This is a genomic window from Deltaproteobacteria bacterium (genome assembly GCA_020845895.1).
Taxonomy (GTDB): domain Bacteria; phylum Lernaellota; class Lernaellaia; order JACKCT01; family JACKCT01; genus JADLEX01.
This window is the reverse complement of the sequence record JADLEX010000042.1, coordinates 1-19,360: the sequence shown is the minus strand read 5'-3', so window position 1 is coordinate 19,360 and position 19,360 is coordinate 1. Positions and strand designations below refer to the sequence as shown.

Genomic DNA, 19,360 nt, shown 5'->3' with positions numbered 1-19,360 from the left:
TGGCCCGGGCCGGGTATTCCGTTTTCGAGGCGAGCGACGGCGACGCGGCGGTGGAGTTCGCCCGCGCATTTCCCTCGCAACTCGATCTGCTGCTGGTCGATGTGATCCTGCCCGGGCTTTCCGGCACGCGGGTCGTGCAGACCGCGCTACGCACCCGTCCGGCGGCGGCGGTGCTGTTCATGTCGGGGCACGCCGAGGACATCGTCGAGCAGGACGGCTATCTCGCGCCCGGCGTGTCGTTTCTCCCCAAGCCGTTCACCGCGGACGGCCTGCTGCGCAAGGTGCGTCAGACGCTCGACGAGAAGCGTGGGATATCGTCGGGTTCCTGAGCGGCGGGCGCGATCCGGTTCAGTTTGAACTGAAAATACATCACACCGAACAGCACGGTCCAAACGATGCGAAAATGCACCGGATTGTCTTCGTACGCATTGAAGTGAACGTGCAGCATGTTCCGCAGGCGCAGGTGCGCGGCGAGCATCGCGCCCTCGAACGCGGCGTAGGCGAGATTGAAAGCCACGTCCCAGTCCTTCATCGCGCCCTCGTTATAGGCTCTTTCGGCAATAATGGATCCGACGACAGTGGCGAGGGCGACCGCGCCGAATATCCCCGAGACCACAATCAGCCATTTCGGGAGCCGTTCGCGCGTGTGCAACTCGTTGAAGAGAACGCGGCGTTTTGCGAACCACCAGACGTAGTAGAGCCCGCCGGTGAAACCGGTGGCGAAGAAGATCCGCCACACCGATACGCGCGGCAGGTCGAGCGCGGCAGGCGGGCGGGCGGTGCGTCGGAACCAGGTCATTGCCTTAGTTTATCGTGAATGACGGCGGACGCGCATCCGCCGAACACAACGACGCCGGGCATCGGCGCCCGGCGTCGCGTGAGAATTTTCGGGAATCCGTGACTAGCTCGGGTCGACCTGCGCGATCGTGTCGTTCAGCAGATCGGTCAACCAGGCGGCGACCGTCGTTCCGCCGGTTTCGTCGGTCAGGAACGCGTCGTTGCTGTTCACGCAGGTGTGCGCGTCGCCTTCGCGATAGAAGGTGCCCCAGCGGCTCGCGGGGATGAGGTCGTTGTCGCGATAGTCGATCAGAGCGTCTTCGAAATCCTCGGCGGGGATAAGGCCCGTTCCGGTACAATCGTCCTGCCCCGCTCCGAAGAAGTCGCGGATGGTGGCATCCTGCAACGTCGAATAGAGGCCGAAGGTCGAATTCGGATACTGCTCGGCGTAGTAGACCGCGAAATCGGAATACCCGTCGCCGCTCGGCAGGATGCAGTCGGGGCACACCTCCTCGGCGACGTCGGTCGCGCCGAACTGGAATGTCAGCAGCGTCTGGTAGCAGGGCGCCAGGACGGCGTCGTCCGCCGGAAGCGGACCCGAGTCGTCGAACATGTCCACGCGCGTGGGCGCGAATGCCTCCGCGACCGTCTTGTAATTGAACATAGTGCCGAATCCGCCGGCGCTCTCGCCCGCCAGCAGCACGCGGGTCACCTCTGGGAATTCCGCGACCACGTCCTCGGTAATCGACTTCATATTGGTGTACCCGACGTACGCCTGCGGACCCACGCCCGCCACGAAGCCCTCCGGGTCGTTCCCCGCGAAGACGTCGCCCGTGCAGTAGGGAACGTACACCACGTTCCAATCCTTGGCGGGATTGGCGTCCGACGTGTTGTTGAGAATTCCCTGGTTCATGCCGGAGGCAACCGCCTGGGCGCTCGCGAGATCGAAGTGGGACGGATTGTCCGCGCAGGTGCTCTCGCTGTAACACGCCCCGCCGCCCTGCAGCAGGATCAGCAGTTTGTCCGAGCCCGCGGATTCGCGGATCATGACGCCGGTGTCCGTGCCGTCGCGGCAGATCGCGCCATCCACCGGCATCCACACCCATCCGTCGTCCAGGACGTTGTCGTCGGTGTCGTCGTCCGCGGCGTCGTCGTCGGTCGCGTCATCGTCGGCGGCATCGTCATCGGACGCGTCGTCGTCCGTCGCCGCGTCATCGTCGTCGTCGTCATCGTCGTCGTCGCCACAGCCGCAACCCATGGCCGCCAGGGCCAGCGCCGCCAACATCGCCGCGAACATCCACGTCCACCTCATCCGCATCCTCCGCTCCTTTCGAATAGGTTCCAAGCCGAACCGTGGCACCGACGGAGTTTCCGCCGTGTCACGCAAACGACTTCGTCGGGTAACGCGCACTTTATCGCCCGGCGTAACGCTTGGCTACCGTCGCGTCACTCTCCGATCGATGGTCGAAAGCATGCACTGCGTAATGTCCGTTACATATGCGGCGAATATGCCGTTCATGAGACCGCACGCCTCCGATACGCCGCCCAATGGGGCAATAACCGGTCGTTCCGCGGAGCCCGGGCGGCGATACCGCCACGATTTGGAGGGGAAGTCATGAAACGCACACTGGGAATCGGCGCTCGCATCACCTTGGCGCTCATCACGGTCGGATTTGTCGCGTTGCTTGCGCTGACATTCGCCAACGACCGTGCGCTGAGCCGGGCGTTGAACGCGGAGACGGTCGCCAAGCTGACGGCCATTCAGACGATCAAGAAGAATCAGGTCGAAGGCTACTTCGGCACCGCCGCCGCGGACATGGAAATCTTGGCCGACAACGGCGATTTCCGGAAACTGCTTCAGGCCCTGGCCGAGTTTCGGGACCGGGCTGCCGCCGCCGGAACCGGCCTCGACGTCAAATCCGCCGACTACCAGCGGCTCGCCGGAGAGCTGGCCGGTTTCGTGGACAAGGCCAAGGCGATCAAGGGGTACTACGACATCTTCGTGATCGACACCGTCAAGGGCGATGTGCTGTATACCGTCGCGAAAGAAAGCGACCTGGGGCAGAACCTCGTCGCGGGCAGTCTGCGCGACAGCGGCCTGGGACGGCTTTACGCGAAGGTCGCGCAGACAGGGAAGGTGCGTTTCGAGGACTTTTCGCCGTATGCGCCGAGCAACAACGATCCGGCCGCCTTCGCGGGCGCGCCGATTTTCGACGCGAACCGCAAACTCATCGGCGTCGCGGCGGTGCAGATGCCCGTCGATCAGATCGCCGCGATCATGCATGAGCGATCGGGCATGGGCGAATCGGGCGAAACGTACGCGGTGGGCGAAGACCGGTTGATGCGGTCGGACTCGCGATTCGAAAAAGGAACGCTGCTGAAGCGCGAGGTGAAAACGGCGTCGGTGGACGCGGCGTTTCAGGGAAAAGCGGACTGCATGCGCATCAAGGACTATCGCGGGACTCCCGTTCTGAGCTGCGCGTCGCTGCTCGGGAATCCCGACATCAAGTGGGCCGTCGTATCGGAAATCGACGAGGCGGAGGCGTTCGCTCCCCTGTCCCGAACACGCCGATCGGCGCTCATTCTCCTGGCCATCGCCGCACTGGCCATTGCCGCGGTCGGGCAGTTCATCGGTCGTTCGATCACGCGGCCCATTACGGCCATCATCAAGAAACTGCCGGACGTCGCGTCGGGAAACCTCACGGTCCGATTCGACGTCGAACGCGCCGACGAAACCGGCGTTCTCGCCGAGAGTTTCAACGAATTCCTGGGGAAATTCCGCGAATCCATCGGCGGGGTCGCCCGCGAAGTGACGGATCTGACCGCGACGGCGGGCACGCTGTCCGCGGTCGCGACACAAATGGCCAGCGGCGCCGAGGAGACGAACAGCCAGACGACCACCGTTGCGGGCGCCGCGGAGCAGATCACGGTGAACATGAGGGTCGTGGGCGGTTCGGCGGACGCGATGTCCCGCGACGCGCACGCCATCGTATCGGCGTCGGAGGAGATGTCGCAGGGCGTGAACACCGTCGCTTCGGCGATCGAGGAAATGAACGCCTCCCTGGCGGAAGTCGCGCAAAACACGGGCCGCGCGGCGGGAATCGCCAACGAGGCGACGCGCACGGCGGACGAAACGAGCGGCATCATCCACTATCTGGAAAAGGCGGCCCGGGAGATCGGGCAGGTCATTGACGTCATCAACGACATCGCCGATCAGACCAACCTGCTCGCCCTCAACGCCACGATCGAGGCGGCCAGCGCGGGCGACGCGGGCAAGGGCTTCGCGGTCGTCGCGAACGAGGTGAAGGAACTCGCCAAACAGACCGCCGGCGCGACCGAGGACATCAAGTCGAAGATCGGCGAGATTCAGTCCAAAACCGGCGCGGCGGTCGAAGCGATGGGGCGAATCGGAAAAGTCGTGGGCGAGATCGGCGCGATCACGGTGACCATCGCGTCGGCCATCGAGGAACAGACGGCGACGACCCGCGAGATTTCCCGCAGCGTCGCGGGCGCGGCGCAGGGCGCGGCGGCGGTCGCGACGAGCGTAACCCGGCTGAACGAGGAGATTGAGCGAAACGTCGTGCGCGGCGTGCGCGAGGCCGAGAGCGGCATCGTCGACATCTCGCGCAGCATCCAGAACGTGTCGGAGGCGTCGCGCGATACCGCCGAGGGCGCCGCCCGCACCAACGGCGAAGCCCAGCGCATGTCCGATCTCGCGCATCGGCTCCAGTCGGTCGTGTCCCAGTTCCGGGTCTAGCGGGCCGACCGAATCCCCCCGAACGTCGCGCGCGCGGCGCCCCACGGCCCGCGCGCGACGTTTTTGGACACGAATACGGCCTCAGTCGTTGTCCGCGATCCATTCGAGAATGGTCGGGAAGACCTCTTCGGGCGCGGTGCGTCCCACGACGATGTCGCCATGACCGTAGTCCGCGAGATCGCCGTTCGCTTTTGAGAACATGCGATATTTTTTCTTTTCGCTCGAAACGAAATCGACGACTTTGTCATTCGCTTCCCGCGGGCAATAGGCGTCCACCGGCCCGCCCATGCAGTAGAGGGGAACGGTGATTTTGTGCAGGTCTTTTTCCCAGCGGCGATCCGTCCGCGTGCTCGCGAACTCGCCCTCGCGGACCCAGCGCGCGTATTGCAGCAGCAACGTCGTGGGCAGATCCTCCAGCACGCTCGCCGCCGCGATCGCGAGGGTTTTCGGATCCATGTTGTCGGGATTCACCTCTTCGCGCCCTGCGGCGCGCGGCCACAGGCGCACGATCGGCGCCTGCACGGTCATGATGAAACGCGCCGGAATCGCGTGCAGAAAACGCAGCACGGGCACAAAGGGCAGCGCGGACTTGAACCGACTCATTCCCTCGAAAAAACACGGCCCGGCGATCGCCGTGAAACTGCGCAACCGGCCCTTCAGATCGCCCTGGGCCAGGGCATACCCGATCATCGCGCCCATCGAGTGACCGACAAAATGCACCTGTTCGCTGCCGGTCAATTCGCGGATCTTTTCCATCACGGTCGGCAGATCGACATCGACAAAGTCCTCGAAATAAATCTCGTGTCGTTTGGGACTTTTCCGGTCGGACATGCGGCTTGAACCGTTGCCGCGCAGCGCGGGTAAGAAGCAATCGTAGCCTTGGCGCGCGAGGTAATGGGCGACCGAGGTGTGGTCGTCGACATCCAGGTTGCGGTGGTTTGCGCCGAGGCCGTGCTGCAACAGAACCGGAACGGGTTTCGCGGGCGTGGCGCGGGGCCGGATCCGCCAAAGCGTGATGTTCCAACCGTCGCTCGTCGGAACGAAATGGATCTCGTCGGGCTGGCGATCGTCGCGAAAACAGCGGACACCGACGTAATAGAGCGCCGCGAAAAACGCGATCGTGCCGATCAGAATCTTGATTCCGAAAACAAACGTCGCAACCGCGATGACGAGCAACACCCCCAGGATCATGGCCAACGTGACGGGACTCATCGCAAAACCTCATGCGCCATTCGGGCGAAATCGCGCCCGGCATTCGGCACATGGATGTGCCCCCGAAAGCAGCGACGGTCAAGGATCGGGTTTTTATACGCCGGGCGAGAATGCGTTACGTCGTGAGTTTCAGCCCGACCAGTTTCGCGGCGAGGGCGGCGTCCTTTTTCGTTTTCACGAAGACCCGCGCCGGTCGGCCCTCGGGGGATTCCTTCGCGGCCTCGATCTCACGGACAAACTCTTCCGGCAGCCCCGCCTCGCGCAGCGCGGCCAACGCGGGCGGGCGCAGGGCCAGCGCCGCGTTGAATCCGCCCTGGTGGGGGATCATGTACAGGAGCGCCTTTTTTGCGTGGACGATCTTGAGCTGCCAGCCGTATTTCGCGCCGTAGAATTTCCACTCGTGCACGGCCTCTGGGCAATTCTTGCGGACGAACGCGATCAGAAAATCCCAGTGCGCATTCGCCGCGCCGAGCACGGTCGCCAAATCGGCGTCGGAGGGTAGACGGGTCTTGTCGGCGAAAACCGGTTCACTCATGGATGCGTTCCCCTCACCCCGACCTTCGGTCACCCCTCTCCCGTTCGACGGGAGAGGGGACGGGGAAGGGCGACCCCGCCGGAGCGGGGCCGGACCTCACGTCGAATGATGCGCGATCAGAACCGGTGGCACAACTTGCATTGGTCGTTGTCCTGCCACGGTTTGCCATGCCGCGTCGAGTGACAGTTCAGGCAATTCCACGCGGACGTGTGATCGTCCTCGGGTTCGGGGCCGTGGCGCGAGCTCGAAAACGTTCCCATCGTGTGGCACGCGAGGCACTGGTCGGGCGCGTCGTAATCGCCATCGTGCGGCTCCTTGGGCGACCCGTTGAAGTTGCCCGCGTGGCAGATGTAACAGTCCCACGTCGTCTTGTGATCCTTCGAAAACTTCGATGCCGCCTCGCCCGGCAGATGGCACACCGCGCATTGGGCGATGACTTCCCACGCCGCGCCGTGCCGCGCGTCGTGGCAGGTCAGGCAGTCCTGCGTCGCACCGTGGCCTTCGGGCGCGCTCTCGTTCGTATAGACCCAATCGCCGACGGCGTGACACGCCCGGCAATCGTCCGGGGGATCGTAGGCGTCGCCGTGCGGTTCCTCGCCCGCGCCGTAGAACGGCGCGTCGTGATGGCAGATCGCGCAGTTCCAGTCCAGGTCATGTCCGGTCGGCGCGCTCGGCGGACCCTCGCCGGGCAGATGGCAGACGAGGCACTGAAGCGGATCGCCAAAGGTGCGACCGTGTTCGCCCTGATGGCAGTCGAGGCAATCGCCGGATTCGCCGTGCCCCTCGGGGGCGTCGGGATCGGTGTAGGTGTCTTCACTCGGATCGTGACAGCCGATGCAGTCGTCGGGCGCATCCTTCTCGCCGCCGTGCGGTTCCTGCGGTGCGTCGTAGAACCCCTCAGCATGGCAGATGTAGCAATCCCAGGGGGTCTCGTGATTCTTGGGGTAATCGGGCGGCGAATCGTCGTCGTCGCCTGATCCATCGTCGTCGTTTCCGCCGTCGTCATCGCCGACGGCATCGTCGTCCTCATCGCCGCCGATCCCCGAACAACCGCATCCCGCGGCCGTCAGGACTACGATCGAGAGTACCCACAGCAGCGCCAAGAGCCGCGAAAAGCACGTCGCCATGTCGAACCTCGTCGGAAACAGGCCATCAACACGCGCGGGAAAGCCCGCCAAACATCGATAATATAGGATTGTAGCGATAAGCCGAGGAAGTGAAAAGAGACATTCACGTGGTTTGAAAAAAAATCCCGGGCGTCAAACGCCCGGGTCGGGATGGAGCGGTGCCTGTTCACGGAATGGCTTCCGCGAACAGCACATCGAGTTTTGTCAATCGCTCTTCGTCCGCCGCGTCGCCCGCGAGCGGGATGCGCAGCCGGGGAATTGCGCCGGGCTTACGGTTTCCGGAGGAGACCCCGACTGCGCCGATACTCAGGCGTTCGCCGTAGCGCAACGCGGACGTTTTTTTCGGCTTTGCCCCTGCCGATCATGTTATCGGATTGACGCCGGACGGACTTGAGGACGAAGCGGTTCGACCGCTCGTTTGACAGGGAAACGACGCGCGTCTAACTTTCGCGGCATGAAGAAACTGGTGGGAATTCTGGCTCTAGTCGTGGTCGTGCTCGCGGGCGCGACGGTCTTCGTTTTTACCCGCCCGCCCAAGGCGCCGGCCACGCCGCATATCGTGATGATCGTCGTGGACACGCTGCGCGCCGACCACGTAGGCGCTTACGGCTACGCACGCCCGACGACGCCGAATGTCGACGCCCTCGCGTCGCGCGGCATGCTTTTCGAAAACGTCTACCCGCCCACGTCGTGGACCGTGCCGTCGATGGCTTCCATGTTCACCGGGCTGAATCCCCAGCGCCACGGCATCATCCAGGGCCTGCAGATCTTCGGCCAGATCGCCTACCAGCATCAGCTCGGCAACGCCCACGACACGTTGGCCGAACGACTCGCCGGCGCGGGCTATCTGACGCTCGGGTACTCCACGAACGTCCACATCACGCGCACCACCGGTTTCGGGCAGGGTTTCGAGATCTTCGAGGAAGCGACATCGGCCAACGCGGAATACGTCGAGGAACTCGTGGACGCCGACCTGCCGAAGCTGGCGACAGCGGTCCGCGAGGCGAAGCCGTATTTTCTCTACCTCCACTTCTTCGACCCGCACACGCCCTATCTGCCGCGCGAACCCTTCTTCCAGAAGATCGCGCCCGACGCCGACCAGAAGATCCTGCTCGACGTGAACCCGTCGCAGGGCGACCTGATGAGCTCATTTCCGCGCGGATTCTTTTCGAAAAACCAACTGCACCTTCAGGCGCTCAGGGATGTGTACGACTCCGAGATCGCCGCGTGCGACGACGTGATCGGTCGCATCCTCGGCAAACTGCCGGGCCTCGAAAACGCCTACGTCCTGTTCGTGTCGGACCACGGCGAGGCGTTTTCCGAGCACGACACGATGCTGCATGGCTACGATCTCTTCGAGGGAACGCTTCGCGTGCCGCTCATCATCGCGCCGCCGAGCGCCCCGAATGCTCCGCGCCCCTACGAGGTGGCGGCGGGTAAAAAGGTCGCGACACGCGTGGGCGTGGTTGATGTCATGCCGACGCTGCTCGGTATGGCGGGAATCACCGCGCAGGATCTCGACGGCGCGAACCTGCTCGCGAACGTCCCCGAAAAACGGGCGCTTCCGCTGCATCTGCACCGCGGGCCCGTGGCGGCCTACGGAGCAATCCAGTACCCGTGGAAGGTCATCGTCGATAAGGCCGCCGAAACGACGATGCTGTACAATCTCGAGTCGGACCCGACCGAGAAAACAAATCTCGCGCCCGGCCAGGCCGTGCCCGACGACCTGATGAAGGCGGCCGAGGCCGCCGACGTGATCGCGCCCAAAATCCCCGCTGTGCTGGTGCGAAACCAGCACGTGGCGAACGAGGACCAGCTCAAGTCGCTCGGCTATTTGACGGGCGGCGGCGACGACGAGTCGAAAAAGCCCGCCGCGCCCGGGGAGGCCACGCCCGCGCCCACGCCGGACGTGCCCTGGGTCGTCGATCTGCAACTGTGCGACCGGGTGCGCGCCGTGAAGGCGAAGTGCGACAAGGTCGCCGACGCGCTCGCGCGCGATGCGTGCGTGAACGAGGGACTCGACGCGATCAAAAAAGACACATGCCCCAAGGCGAAGAGCTACGACCACAAGAAGAAGTGCGAGTTCATGCGCCTCGATCCCACGCTGCGAATCTGCTCCCAGGTTGACGCGGCGAAGAAGTAACCGCCTCCAAATTTCGTCCCGGATTTCGCGAAGTTTCGCGACTTTTCGCGATTTTTCTTGATTTTCGCCCGCGTGCGACGCACCATGCGCGCGGCGGTGACCGGAAAGGAGAATCCCCATGATCCGCAGGAATTCGTGGTGCGTGTTGGATACGTGGTGCGTGCTCGGAGTGGCGATGATGGCCTTCGCGCTGTGCGCCGTGCCCGCTTTCGCGGCCGACGACGCAGAGGGTGAGGGCGAAGGTCGCGAAACGAAGTCGGAACCGGCGGCGGCGCCCGCGGCCGAAAAAGCTCCGGTCGTCGTGAACCTGCACGATGAGGGCGGGCTCGACGAGGTCGAAACGGGATGGTTCCTGTTGCTCGGCCGCTACGGTAGCGGCACGACCGGCGGCGGCGGCAGCTTCACGTTCGACAACGTCCCCGCCGGACGCGACGAAGAGACGCAGTTCAACCTGCGCGGCGGTCGCATGACGAGCGGCGGCGTCGAGGCGGTGTTCTTCCCGGCGCGTGGGCGTCAGTTCCTGCTGTCGGCTTCGGCTCTCGGCGAGAATGGTTTTTCGTCGATGAACTTCGAGGACGACGAATACGGCCGCGCGGCGGGTCTGCACAACCGGCTGATTCACTACGACGTGAGTTGGCTGGCCGCGGGCATCGGCTACCGCTGGCTGACCGGCGACCGACGGCAGAACGCGTGGACGCTTCAGACGAAGGTCGGCGTCGGCGGTGCGGAGGCCGAAATCGACGGCGTCCTCTACGCGCGCGGCGTGTCGGGCCTGTTCGAGCTCGGCGGCAACTGGTACCACCGCTTCGACAACGGCCTCGCGGCGGGCGTGCAACTCGATCTGCGCGGCTGGGGCGCGGAATACCCCGGCGCGGAATTCGACACGCTGCGCACCGATGGCGACCTGAGCATCGGCGGCGGAACGCTGCTCGTTTCGTTCATCGTCGGCTGGGAGAACCTGTAACGGACGGGGCGCGCTGAATCGCGCCCCAACGACGAAATCCTCTTGACGCCAATGACAACGCCGGGCGGCCTTCGGGCCGTCCGGCGTTGCGTTGACGGCTCGTCTCACCATCGCATCCTAGCCGACCCGAAAAGAGCGGGAAGCGGACCCGTTCCATTCTGCTTCCTCTCCGACCGATCCCGGGCGGTTGTGAACGGCACGTCGGCGGCACTATCATCACGCCACGCATTCGGCGGCTCCTTCCTCGCTCCCCGGAGGTTCGCATGGACGAGTGCGCGCTGATTTTTCTGGCGGTCGCCGCCGCGGGCACGATCCTCGCCGGATCGATCGCGGGCATCGTCGCGCTCGTCAAGATTTCGCGTCTGAATAAAGACGTCGCGTCCTTGGCCTTCCGGATGGAGTCGCTGAAGCGGCGTACCGAAGGCGGGTCCGACGTCGCGCCCATGCGGGCCGAGCCGAGGATCCCCGTCGCCACGCCCATCGATCCCGGCGGGGGGCAATCGGAGGATCAGGAGTGTGGCGCGGGCGCCCCCACCCGCGATGGTTTCATCCCGGCCGAGGGCGGCCGGACCACACGGGATAATTGGCCGACCCCGGCCGAGGGCGGCCGGACCACATTTGCGGAAGATCCCGGCCGAGGGCGGCCGGGCCACACGTCGGATTCGATGTCGTGGGATGACATCGAATCGCGCATCGGCAAGCGTTGGATGACGTGGGCGGGCGCGATCGTGCTCTTTTTGTCCGCCGCGTTCTTCGTGAAATACGCCTTCGACAACAACTGGCTCGGTCCCGCGGCGCGCGTGGCGCTCGGCGTCGCGTTCGGCGTCGCCATGCTGCTCGCCGGCGAGCGCGCGATCCGGCGCGACATGGGCGCGCTCGGTCAGGGGCTCATCGGCGCGGGGCTCGCGGTGGTCTTCGTCTCGCTCTTCGCCGGGTATTCGCTCTATCACCTCATGTCGAACGTCGCCGCGTTCGCCGCGATGGTGATCGTGGTCGGCGCGGGCATGGCGCTCGCCGTGCTTCACGGCGCGCCCGCGATGGCGATCCTCGCCGCGATCGGCGGTTACCTGACCCCCGTGCTGCTCTCGCAGGGCGTGGACGCGCGCGACGCGCTCTTCGGTTATCTCACCGCGCTCAACCTCGGCGTGCTGCTCGTCGCGACATTCCGCAACTGGCGCGCGCTCGACCTCCTCGCCTTTGTCGCCACCTTCGCGCTCTACACGGGTTGGTTCACGGAGTATTACGACAAGCCCGCGCTCGTTCCGGCGCTCGTCTGGCTCTTCGTGTTTTTCGCGCAGTTCCAGATCGTGCCCTTCGCCCGCCATTGGCGCGAGCGAACGCCCCTCACACTCGAACGCTTCATCCTCGCCCTCGCCGACGCGACGGTGACCTTCGCCTTCGCCGTGGTGATGCTGCGCGAGGATCATCAGCACGCGCTCGGCTTCGTGTCTCTCGCCTGCGGCGCGCTTTACACGTTACTGGGCGCGTGGACGCGAAAGCGCCTGCCGGACGAATCGCGCGCTCTGTTCGGCTTCGTCGCGCTTGCGGTCGCCTTTGTCACCATCGCCGTTCCGCTGCATCTGAAAGTTTCCGGCACGGCGATCCTGTGGGCGATCGAAGGGCCGATTCTGCTCTATCTCGGATATCGATTCCGCTACGCGCCGCTGCGTCACGGCGCGGCGGCCATCGCGGCGCTGGCGCTGCTCTACGTGCTGGGCGAGAACTATCCTTTGCACTCGGCGTTTTTCGTCCCCGTCGCGAACATCCCGTTCGCGACCGCCGCTCTCGCCGTGGCGGCGCTCGTGGTCTTCGCCCGCGTGCATCGCGCGTTCGAGCGTGACGCCACGCCGTGGGACGGCTATCTGCGAACGGCCGCCGCCGTGACCGCCGCTCTCGCCGCCGCCTACTTCGCGAGCGAGGAAGCGAGCCTGTATGTCGTGTTTCTCGCGCCCGAGCGCGTGTGGGAGGTCGCGGGCGCGTGGTCGCTGCGCCTGCCGCAATGCGCGTCGGCCGCGGCGCTCGCCGTCTCGGCGGCGGTGACCGTCCTGATCGCCCACCGCTCGAAGTCGCTCGCGCTATTTGCGAGCGCCGCACTCGTCGCGGGCGTCTCGGCATTCGTGGCGATTTCGGCTTATCAGTACGCGGGGTCGGGCTGGGCGTGGTTCGCGAATCCGCGTTTCGCGGCGGCTGTCGTCGTCGCGGCGGCGGGCGCTTTCGCGGCGGCACGGCGCGTCGAGGGCTCGCGCGGCGCGATTGACCCGCGTCCCATTGGCCTCGGCGTGGTGACGCTCTTCGCACTCGCGATCCTCACGCTCGAAAATTATTCGTTCTTCTCGATGCGCCGAATCGATCAGCAGGGCGAGTGGGGCGCGCAGATGGCCGTGACGATCACGTGGGGATTGTTCGCCGTCGCCGCGCTCGTCGTCGGATTCCGCATCCGCGCCCGCGCACTGCGCCTCGCGGCGCTGGGGCTGCTCGGCGTCGCGGGCCTCAAACTCGTGCTCTTCGACATGTCGAGTGTCGAGCAGATCTACCGCATCCTCACCTTCGTCGCGATGGGGCTCTTGATGATCGGCGCGTCGTACCTGTATCACGTCGTCGAAAAACGCGTGGCCGCCGAAGCGGCAAAATCGGAGAGCGCATGAAGCGGAGGATTCTTTCCCTCGCGTCGATCATCGTCTTTATCGCGGGGACCGCGTTCGCGCAGGAGGTCCCCGATCTCACCCGTTGGCGCGCGCGCGCCGCGATCGTCGCCGACCGTTTCCCCCAAAACGGCGTGGTCGAGCTGCCCGTCGGCCGCGACGTCTTCGATGCGGCGCTGCCCGGCCTCGCCGACGTGCGCGTCATCGACGAGGCGGGCGCGCCGGTCGGTTGGCTGCTGCGCGACGAACGGCCCGAGGTGCGCGAGGAGTCGGTGCGCGCGCGCATCCTGAATCGCGTGCGCAAGGGCCGCGACACGCAGTTCGTGATGGACTTCGGCAAGAAGATCGAAAAGAACGTGCTGCGCATCGCGACGGATGGCCGCGACTTCCGTCGCCGCGTGGTGATCGAGGGCGGCGACGACGGCCGCATCTGGGCGACGGTGCGCGAGGGCGCGCTGCTGTTTCGCGTGAACCATCCCGAGAAGGCGTGGGAAAAACTGTACAACAAGGACACGGTGGAATTCGCAGTGAACGACATGCGCTATCTGCGCGTCACCGTTGCGGCGGGCGACGGCGACGCCGGCGCGCCGGCGGTGAGCGATGCGACGGCGGTGCTGCGCGTGCGGCCCGCGCTCGCACTGCGTCAGGAGAGCGCGCAGACCAAATCGGTGGAGACGAAGGACGGCGTGACGACCGCCGAGTTCGACCTGGGGTATCGCCACCTGCCGATCGAACGGCTCGTGATCGATATCGGCGACGCGTTTTTCCACCGCTCGGTGCGCGTCGAGGGACGCAACGCGCCCGAACGCGAGATCGACGTGGTGATGGAAGACGGCTCGAAGACGAAACGCGCGGAGCCGGAGTCGTGGACGCCGGTGACATCGGGCACGCTGTGGCGCTTCGGCGCGGATTCCGGCGCGGAAGCGAACCTGACGCTCGCGTGGAGCGGAAGCGGTTTTCGATACGTGCGCATCCTCGTCGAAGACCTCGACAACGCGCCGCTCACGATCCGCTCGTTGACGGCCGAGGTGCGCGAGGTGCGTCTCGTGTTTTCGCCGCGCTCGTCGGGGCCGTTCGCGCTGTACGCGGGCAATCCCGACGCGAGCGCGCCGCACTACGATCTGGCGCACTACGTGTCGGCGCTTCCCGAAAAGGCCGAGGGCCGCATCGAGCCGCTCGCGCCCAACCCCGATTTCGGCAAGGTGACGACCGAATCGCCCCTCGCGGCGATCGCGATGTGGGCGGCGCTGCTGGTTGCGGGCGGCGTGATCGGCGCGCTGGTGTGGCGGCAGTATCGGCGAATCGCGGCGAAAGAGGGATCGTAGCGGGTTAGTAAGCGGGCGCGGGCGCGGGGGACTTGGCCCGCGCGGCCTCGCGTTCGACGCGCAGCGCGTCATGCGCCGACACCGCCGCCTCGCCAAGCCACGGGCTCAGGCACAGCATCTTTTCATAGGCGTACATGGGGTTTTCGTACTGGTCGCGGTCGATGAGGTAGCCGACCCAGTCCTGCCCGAGGCCGACGAGGATCTGCGCCTCGCCGCCCAGCGCCGCGCGGATTTGCCGCCCGAGCTGCGGCGACATCTCGCCGGGCATCGTGCCGATCTGCAGCGCGCCCAGATCCACCGCCGTGACGAGCGTGTGGTACTCCTCGCCGAGGGCGGGCAGCGCGTTCGGCATCATGTCCATCTTGCGAGCGAGGTCGTAGGTCTCGCTGAGCATCGGCACGTGGAAGTTGCGCTCGGCGACGCCGATGCGTTCCACCGGCAACTCGCGCGCCCCGGCCTTGAGCGAGAATACGCGGCGCGCGAGCTCCTCGCCCATCGCGGTCGCCCACGTGAAGCCCTGCGAGTCCTTGCCGGGATGTTTCGCCTTGAACCAGTTCTCATCGGGTTGGATCGCCGCGCCGATCGACGCGTTGATGAACATCGGCATCCCGCCGCCGTCCCGCGCGATCGCGCGGTAGTACGCGCCGACGTAATCCGCGGAGATCAGCCGGTTCGGCGGGCCCTCGGTGGTGGGGTGGCAGCCCCAGTTGGTGAGCGTCGCGATGACCTCGTCCGTCGCCGCGTCGCGCGCATAAAGCGCCGTCACCGTGTGGTCGATGAAGGGCGCTTTGATCTGCTCGTCGTAGGTGTTGCGGTGCATGTCCGTGATCTGCCCGGTCGCGAACGCCAGCCGCGCGGACCGGCGCGCCAGATACGCCTCGACCGCCGCGTCCGCCGCGCGCCCGCGCATCTCGCGCATATAATCGGCGTCGCGACCGCTGGACGTGGGGATGATCGTTCCCCACAGCCCCACGGTGTCAGGGCTCTGATGCGTGTGGCTCGCGGCGACGATGACGTGCTCGACGGGAATCGAGAGGCGGCGTGAGACGCGCGTGCGGATGTCGAAGATGTCGGGTTGACCGAGGCCGACGAGGTCGGCGTGGATGATGACGAGTTCCGTGTCGCCCTTCGCGAGGTAGAGCGCCGTGGCGTAGAGCGGGTCGTGCGTGCCGCGCGACCATCGGCACAGCGCGCGCGAAAACATGTACATGCCGTAGCCGCCCATGATGACGGGGCGATCGGGCGAGATGTCCTCGCGGGCGATGCCGAGCCACAGCGGGCCGGGATCGGCGGGCGACTTCGCCGGGCGATCCGGCGTGTCGGTCGTCTTGGCGACGATGGGGAGTTGTCCGGGCGCGGGGCGCGGCGAACAGCCGACCGAAAGCACGACGGCGCACGCCGTCGCGAGCGCGACGTACGCGAACGCAAAATGTCGAGCGCGATTTCTAGCGGACAAAGCCCACGACCAGTAGAAGTTGCAGCGCCACATTCGCATACACGCCCGCGGCCACGTCGTCGAGCATCACGCCCCAGCCGCCGCCCATTTCCTGATCGATCTGGCGGGCCGGCCAGAGCTTGATGACGTCGAAGAGCCGAAACAGGAAAAACCCCGCGAGAATCGTCGTCCACGACACGGGCACCATGTACATGGTCACCATGTAGCCGACGATCTCGTCGATGACGATCTTGCCGCTGTCTTTTTGGCCGTAGTGTTTTTCGGCCACCGCCGCCGCCTTCACGCCCAGCAGCAGCAGCACGATTGCGCCGACCAGCAGTGCATACCGCTCCGGGCACAGGCCGAACAGCCACACAACCGGGATACCCACGAGTGTGCCGAAGGTGCCGCTGGCCACGGGCGCGAAGCCTGTGCCGAACCCGGTCGCGAGAACGAGCCAGAACTTTTGCATCACGGATTTCCGATCGTGACGATCAAACCGTCCGCGGCCGCGCCCGGCTTGATGTAGAGGGCGTAATCGTCTTCCGAGTAGAACGCGCCTGTCTCGGTCGCGACGAGCGCGTCGTAATCCGCGGCGGCGTCGAGATCGCCCGTCGGGTCAACGCTCACCGGCTCGCCCGCGAAATCGCCATGCAGGCGCAGCGCCACGGGCCGCGCGGTCGCTGAGATCGAGATCGTCATACCCGTGGCCGTCACCGTGTATTCCGCACGCGCGCCGGGGCCGTCTTCTTCGTACAGATCGAACTCGCTCCCCTCGCCGTCGGGGTAGACGTAGAATGTCAACGCGCGCGGCAGCGCGTCGGCGTCGAAGAGCCCGCCGACCGGCGGCGCCATGGGAATGATCGAGCCCTTTCGGATGAAGATCGGGAATTCTGCGAGGGGCAGATCAAGGTCCTCGGTCGTGCCGCCGGTGTATTCCGCGCCGGTGAACCAGTAGATCCACGTGCCCTCGGGGAACGTGACGGTCTTTTCGCCCCCGGCCTCGGTGAACGGCGCGACAAAGATGTCCGCACCGAGCGTGTAACTGCGCTGCTGACGCATGAAGGGCCGGAAGTTCGACAGCCCGGTCGCGTAGCTCACCGCACCCTGGCTGTACATGTAGGGCAGGATCGCGTGGTGCAGCTCGGTGAAATACCGGTAGATTTCGAGCACCTCGTCGTCATACATCCAGGGCCGGTGTTCGCCGCTGCCGCCGTTTTCCATGATCGGCGACATCGCGCCGAACTGCATCCAACGCACGTACAGATCTTTCTCGCGCGGATCGTCGCCGCGATAGCCCGCGATGTCCGATCCGAAATTCACGTGGCCGCGGTTGCCCGACATGAACATGTTGCGCATCGCGGCGTCGAGGCCATTCCAGTCCGGGTCCTGATCGCCGACCCAGCCCGCGAAGCTCACGTCGTGCGGCGCGAAATCCGGGCCCCACGGCAGCGCGTAGCTGTCCACCGGGCGCGCCGTGATGACGCGGTCGTTGCCGAGGCGCTCGCGGGAGTAGTTGAAGAAGTCGCGGTAATACGCGTCCTGATATTCCTTGGGCGTCTTGGGACCGTCGAAAGTGGGGATGAACGGCCACAGGATCAGCGTGAACTCCGAACCGTCGGTCTTCCAGCCGTCGATGCCCATGTCGAGCACGTTGTCCATCTGCTCGTGCCACCACGCGAGCGCGTCGGGATTCCAGTAGTCGATGTACGCGCCCTCGCCCTTCCACCATTCCAGTGTGTCGCCGCCCTTCACGTAGTAGCCCGCGTCGAGACCTTCCTGAAAATTCGGCGAGTCGACGTTGACGTTCGGCGTGATCCACATGAACACACGCACGCCCTCGTCGTGGAATTCGTCGATCATCGCCTGCGCGTCGGGGAAGAGTGTTTCGTCCCACTCGAAGGTGTTGTAGCCGGTCTCCCACGGGCTATCGATGATGACCGCGCCCACGGGGATGTCGCGGTCGAGGTAACCCTGCACGTGGTCGAGCGCGGACTGCTGCGTCGATTCGTCTTCCCACACCCAGTGCCGATGCACCCACTCGGGGTATGGCGGCGGGGGATTGTTGACCGGGGGTACGACGTAGGGACCGATGTCGTCGTCGTCCGCATCGTCGTCGGTCGCATCGTCGTCCGCGGTGTCGTCGTCCGTATCGTCGTCGACCGCGACGTCGTCGTCGCCGGAGTCGTTGTCGTCATCGTCATCGCCGCACGTGCATCCGGTCACGCCGAACACGAACACGAGCGCGAGCACCCACCCCAAACGCCGAATCGATGTCATGGAATCCCTCGCGAAAGAAGTCGCCCCATCGGGAGCCCGACATTACCACGCGCCGCGCGGCGCGGGCAACGCGCACGGCTGACCGCGCATGGCGAACACGCAAAAACGCCCGGCGCGAACCGGGCGTTTCGGGATTCGCGGGTTCGCGGGCGGATCAGAACATCACGCCGCTCGTGAGGATGATGGCGAAGGGCACGTAGCCCATCGTGATCTCGGCCTCGGTCTTGTCCATTTCGAGCGGGGTAATCGTGTAGATCAGGTCGAGGCGGAGCTGCCCGCCGCCGTACACGTACATGCCGGAGGTCTTGGTGATCTGGAAGTCCACGCCCAGCGCGCCGAAGGGGCCGAGGCCCGTGCCGGTCGCCGGGTCGTCCTCGTCCACGTCGCGGAAACGCAGGCTCTGGAGGCTCAGGCCGACAAGACCGTAGGGCACGATCTTGGACGACGGAACGAACTTCTGCCCCGCGCCGATCGAGAACCGCCACATGTTCATGGCGTACTCGACCTCCTGGTCCTCCAGCACAACCTTCGCGCCGGAATTGTCGACGGCTTCCTCGTCCTCGAAATCCACATCCACATCGAGCTTCTGGTTCATGTAGCCGAAATCGACGTGGATGATCCAGTTCTTCGCGGGGTACAGATTGCCGTGAACGCCGAAGATCGGCCCGAAACCGCCCGAGCCCGAAAACGATGCGTCGAGGTCGTTGAAGGTCGCCGAGGCGTAGGGGATGAAACCCGCCGCCGCGCCGCCGATATCCGCGCCGACCTGGAAGTCGGCCCCGTCGATGCCCTTCTTCTTGATGTTGCCCTTCGCGAACGCGCCACCCGGCACCAGCAGGGCCACGCACACGATCGCGGTCAGAATCCATCCACGTTTCGACACAGGTCCACGTTCGGACATGGCATGACTCCTCGTCGAGGGTTCCGAATCGATGCGCTACGGTTACCCGCGCCCGGCAAAGGTGTCAAGCAAGTCCACGCGCCCGCGCTTGCCGTCGCCCGTTTCTCCGATAGAATTCACGGATGACGAACGCTCAATCGCCGAATCCCGAAGCCCCCCGCAAGGTCTCCCGCCGCATGATCGCGCTCGTTGTCGTCGCGATGGCGGTCGCGGCCGGGGCCGCGTACTACGCCCTCACGAGCCCCAAGGGGCCGCTCGCGCC

The 19,360-nt window shown here is 65.5% G+C and carries 17 protein-coding genes; 7 read left to right on the top strand and 10 right to left on the bottom strand.

The genetic code is table 11. From position 1 onward, the window contains the following. Nucleotides 1-329 (top strand): response regulator (locus tag IT350_05220; protein MCC6157433.1); only part of this gene is annotated, 329 nt, incomplete at its 5' end. Here IT350_05220 and IT350_05215 read toward each other — a convergent pair. Together IT350_05215 and IT350_05210 are read right to left on the bottom strand one after the other, a co-directional pair. After that, nucleotides 287-799, bottom strand: a complete 513-nt coding sequence (locus tag IT350_05215; protein ID MCC6157432.1) for a hypothetical protein — start codon at nucleotides 797-799, stop codon at nucleotides 287-289. The genes IT350_05220 and IT350_05215 overlap by 43 nt on opposite strands. 102 nt (nucleotides 800-901) lie before the next feature. Beyond that, nucleotides 902-2,089, bottom strand: a complete 1,188-nt coding sequence (locus IT350_05210) for a hypothetical protein (GenBank protein MCC6157431.1) — start codon at nucleotides 2,087-2,089, stop codon at nucleotides 902-904. Nucleotides 2,090-2,392: 303 nt separating this feature from the next. Here IT350_05210 and IT350_05205 point away from each other — a divergent pair, with 303 nt between their 5' ends. Further along, the gene (locus IT350_05205; protein ID MCC6157430.1) at nucleotides 2,393-4,534 is read left to right on the top strand and encodes a methyl-accepting chemotaxis protein; all 2,142 of its coding nucleotides are present in this window, start codon (nucleotides 2,393-2,395) and stop codon (nucleotides 4,532-4,534) included. A gap of 81 nt (nucleotides 4,535-4,615) precedes the next feature. Here IT350_05205 and IT350_05200 read toward each other — a convergent pair whose 3' ends face one another. The 4 genes from IT350_05200 to IT350_05185 all read right to left on the bottom strand — a co-directional run bounded on the left by IT350_05200 (nucleotide 4,616) and on the right by IT350_05185 (nucleotide 7,736). Then, complete coding sequence (locus tag IT350_05200) at nucleotides 4,616-5,746, bottom strand: alpha/beta fold hydrolase (protein MCC6157429.1); 1,131 nt, start codon at nucleotides 5,744-5,746, stop codon at nucleotides 4,616-4,618. Between the two features lie 115 nt (nucleotides 5,747-5,861). Next, nucleotides 5,862-6,281: a DUF3788 family protein gene (locus IT350_05195; protein ID MCC6157428.1), complete on the bottom strand. Its 420-nt coding sequence runs from the start codon at nucleotides 6,279-6,281 to the stop codon at nucleotides 5,862-5,864. 116 nt (nucleotides 6,282-6,397) lie between these two features. Beyond that, on the bottom strand, nucleotides 6,398-7,408 hold the full coding sequence (locus IT350_05190; GenBank protein ID MCC6157427.1) for a hypothetical protein: 1,011 nt from the start codon (nucleotides 7,406-7,408) through the stop codon (nucleotides 6,398-6,400). 166 nt (nucleotides 7,409-7,574) lie between these two features. Continuing rightward, the gene (locus IT350_05185; protein MCC6157426.1) at nucleotides 7,575-7,736 is read right to left on the bottom strand and encodes a hypothetical protein; all 162 of its coding nucleotides are present in this window, start codon (nucleotides 7,734-7,736) and stop codon (nucleotides 7,575-7,577) included. Between the two features lie 126 nt (nucleotides 7,737-7,862). On the opposite strand from IT350_05185, the gene IT350_05180 reads away from it, so the two are divergent. The 4 genes from IT350_05180 to IT350_05165 all read left to right on the top strand — a co-directional run bounded on the left by IT350_05180 (nucleotide 7,863) and on the right by IT350_05165 (nucleotide 14,482). After that, the gene (locus IT350_05180; protein ID MCC6157425.1) at nucleotides 7,863-9,551 is read left to right on the top strand and encodes a sulfatase; all 1,689 of its coding nucleotides are present in this window, start codon (nucleotides 7,863-7,865) and stop codon (nucleotides 9,549-9,551) included. Nucleotides 9,552-9,669: 118 nt separating this feature from the next. After that, complete coding sequence (locus tag IT350_05175) at nucleotides 9,670-10,515, top strand: hypothetical protein (protein ID MCC6157424.1); 846 nt, start codon at nucleotides 9,670-9,672, stop codon at nucleotides 10,513-10,515. 263 nt (nucleotides 10,516-10,778) lie between these two features. Beyond that, nucleotides 10,779-13,160 (top strand): DUF2339 domain-containing protein, encoded by a 2,382-nt coding sequence (locus IT350_05170; GenBank protein ID MCC6157423.1) that lies wholly within the window; start codon nucleotides 10,779-10,781, stop codon nucleotides 13,158-13,160. After that, nucleotides 13,157-14,482 carry a DUF3999 family protein gene (locus tag IT350_05165; GenBank protein MCC6157422.1) on the top strand — a complete coding sequence of 442 codons (1,326 nt, stop codon included), beginning with the start codon at nucleotides 13,157-13,159 and terminating at the stop codon, nucleotides 14,480-14,482. Before IT350_05170 ends, IT350_05165 begins: the two co-directional genes overlap by 4 nt. A 4-nt stretch (nucleotides 14,483-14,486) precedes the next feature. On the opposite strand, the gene IT350_05160 is transcribed toward IT350_05165, so the two are convergent. The 4 genes from IT350_05160 to IT350_05145 all read right to left on the bottom strand — a co-directional run bounded on the left by IT350_05160 (nucleotide 14,487) and on the right by IT350_05145 (nucleotide 19,098). Further along, nucleotides 14,487-15,977 (bottom strand): hypothetical protein, encoded by a 1,491-nt coding sequence (locus IT350_05160; protein ID MCC6157421.1) that lies wholly within the window; start codon nucleotides 15,975-15,977, stop codon nucleotides 14,487-14,489. After that, complete coding sequence (locus tag IT350_05155; GenBank protein MCC6157420.1) at nucleotides 15,928-16,389, bottom strand: phosphatidylglycerophosphatase A; 462 nt, start codon at nucleotides 16,387-16,389, stop codon at nucleotides 15,928-15,930. Before IT350_05155 ends, IT350_05160 begins: the two co-directional genes overlap by 50 nt. Then, nucleotides 16,389-18,197 (bottom strand): hypothetical protein, encoded by a 1,809-nt coding sequence (locus IT350_05150; GenBank protein MCC6157419.1) that lies wholly within the window; start codon nucleotides 18,195-18,197, stop codon nucleotides 16,389-16,391. Before IT350_05150 ends, IT350_05155 begins: the two co-directional genes overlap by 1 nt. Before the next feature lie 154 nt (nucleotides 18,198-18,351). Next, nucleotides 18,352-19,098, bottom strand: coding sequence for a hypothetical protein (locus IT350_05145; protein ID MCC6157418.1), 747 nt, complete (start codon nucleotides 19,096-19,098; stop codon nucleotides 18,352-18,354). 122 nt (nucleotides 19,099-19,220) lie between these two features. Between IT350_05145 and IT350_05140 the strand changes: the two genes are divergently transcribed. Continuing rightward, nucleotides 19,221-19,360, top strand: a 140-nt coding sequence (locus IT350_05140) for a hypothetical protein (GenBank protein MCC6157417.1), incomplete at its 3' end; no start/stop codon positions are given.

Excerpts from the sequence above, each read along its gene's own strand:
- IT350_05215 (MCC6157432.1), bottom strand. The coding sequence starts at position 799 with ATGACCTGGTTCCGACGCACCGCCCGCCCGCCTGCCGCGCTCGACCTG.
- IT350_05210 (MCC6157431.1), bottom strand. The coding sequence starts at position 2,089 with ATGAGGTGGACGTGGATGTTCGCGGCGATGTTGGCGGCGCTGGCCCTG.
- IT350_05205 (MCC6157430.1), top strand. The coding sequence starts at position 2,393 with ATGAAACGCACACTGGGAATCGGCGCTCGCATCACCTTGGCGCTCATC.
- IT350_05200 (MCC6157429.1), bottom strand. The coding sequence starts at position 5,746 with ATGAGTCCCGTCACGTTGGCCATGATCCTGGGGGTGTTGCTCGTCATC.
- IT350_05195 (MCC6157428.1), bottom strand. The coding sequence starts at position 6,281 with ATGAGTGAACCGGTTTTCGCCGACAAGACCCGTCTACCCTCCGACGCC.
- IT350_05190 (MCC6157427.1), bottom strand. The coding sequence starts at position 7,408 with ATGGCGACGTGCTTTTCGCGGCTCTTGGCGCTGCTGTGGGTACTCTCG.
- IT350_05180 (MCC6157425.1), top strand. The coding sequence starts at position 7,863 with ATGAAGAAACTGGTGGGAATTCTGGCTCTAGTCGTGGTCGTGCTCGCG.
- IT350_05175 (MCC6157424.1), top strand. The coding sequence starts at position 9,670 with ATGATCCGCAGGAATTCGTGGTGCGTGTTGGATACGTGGTGCGTGCTC.
- IT350_05170 (MCC6157423.1), top strand. The coding sequence starts at position 10,779 with ATGGACGAGTGCGCGCTGATTTTTCTGGCGGTCGCCGCCGCGGGCACG.
- IT350_05165 (MCC6157422.1), top strand. The coding sequence starts at position 13,157 with ATGAAGCGGAGGATTCTTTCCCTCGCGTCGATCATCGTCTTTATCGCG.
- IT350_05160 (MCC6157421.1), bottom strand. The coding sequence starts at position 15,977 with ATGCGAATGTGGCGCTGCAACTTCTACTGGTCGTGGGCTTTGTCCGCT.
- IT350_05155 (MCC6157420.1), bottom strand. The coding sequence starts at position 16,389 with ATGCAAAAGTTCTGGCTCGTTCTCGCGACCGGGTTCGGCACAGGCTTC.
- IT350_05150 (MCC6157419.1), bottom strand. The coding sequence starts at position 18,197 with ATGACATCGATTCGGCGTTTGGGGTGGGTGCTCGCGCTCGTGTTCGTG.
- IT350_05145 (MCC6157418.1), bottom strand. The coding sequence starts at position 19,098 with ATGTCCGAACGTGGACCTGTGTCGAAACGTGGATGGATTCTGACCGCG.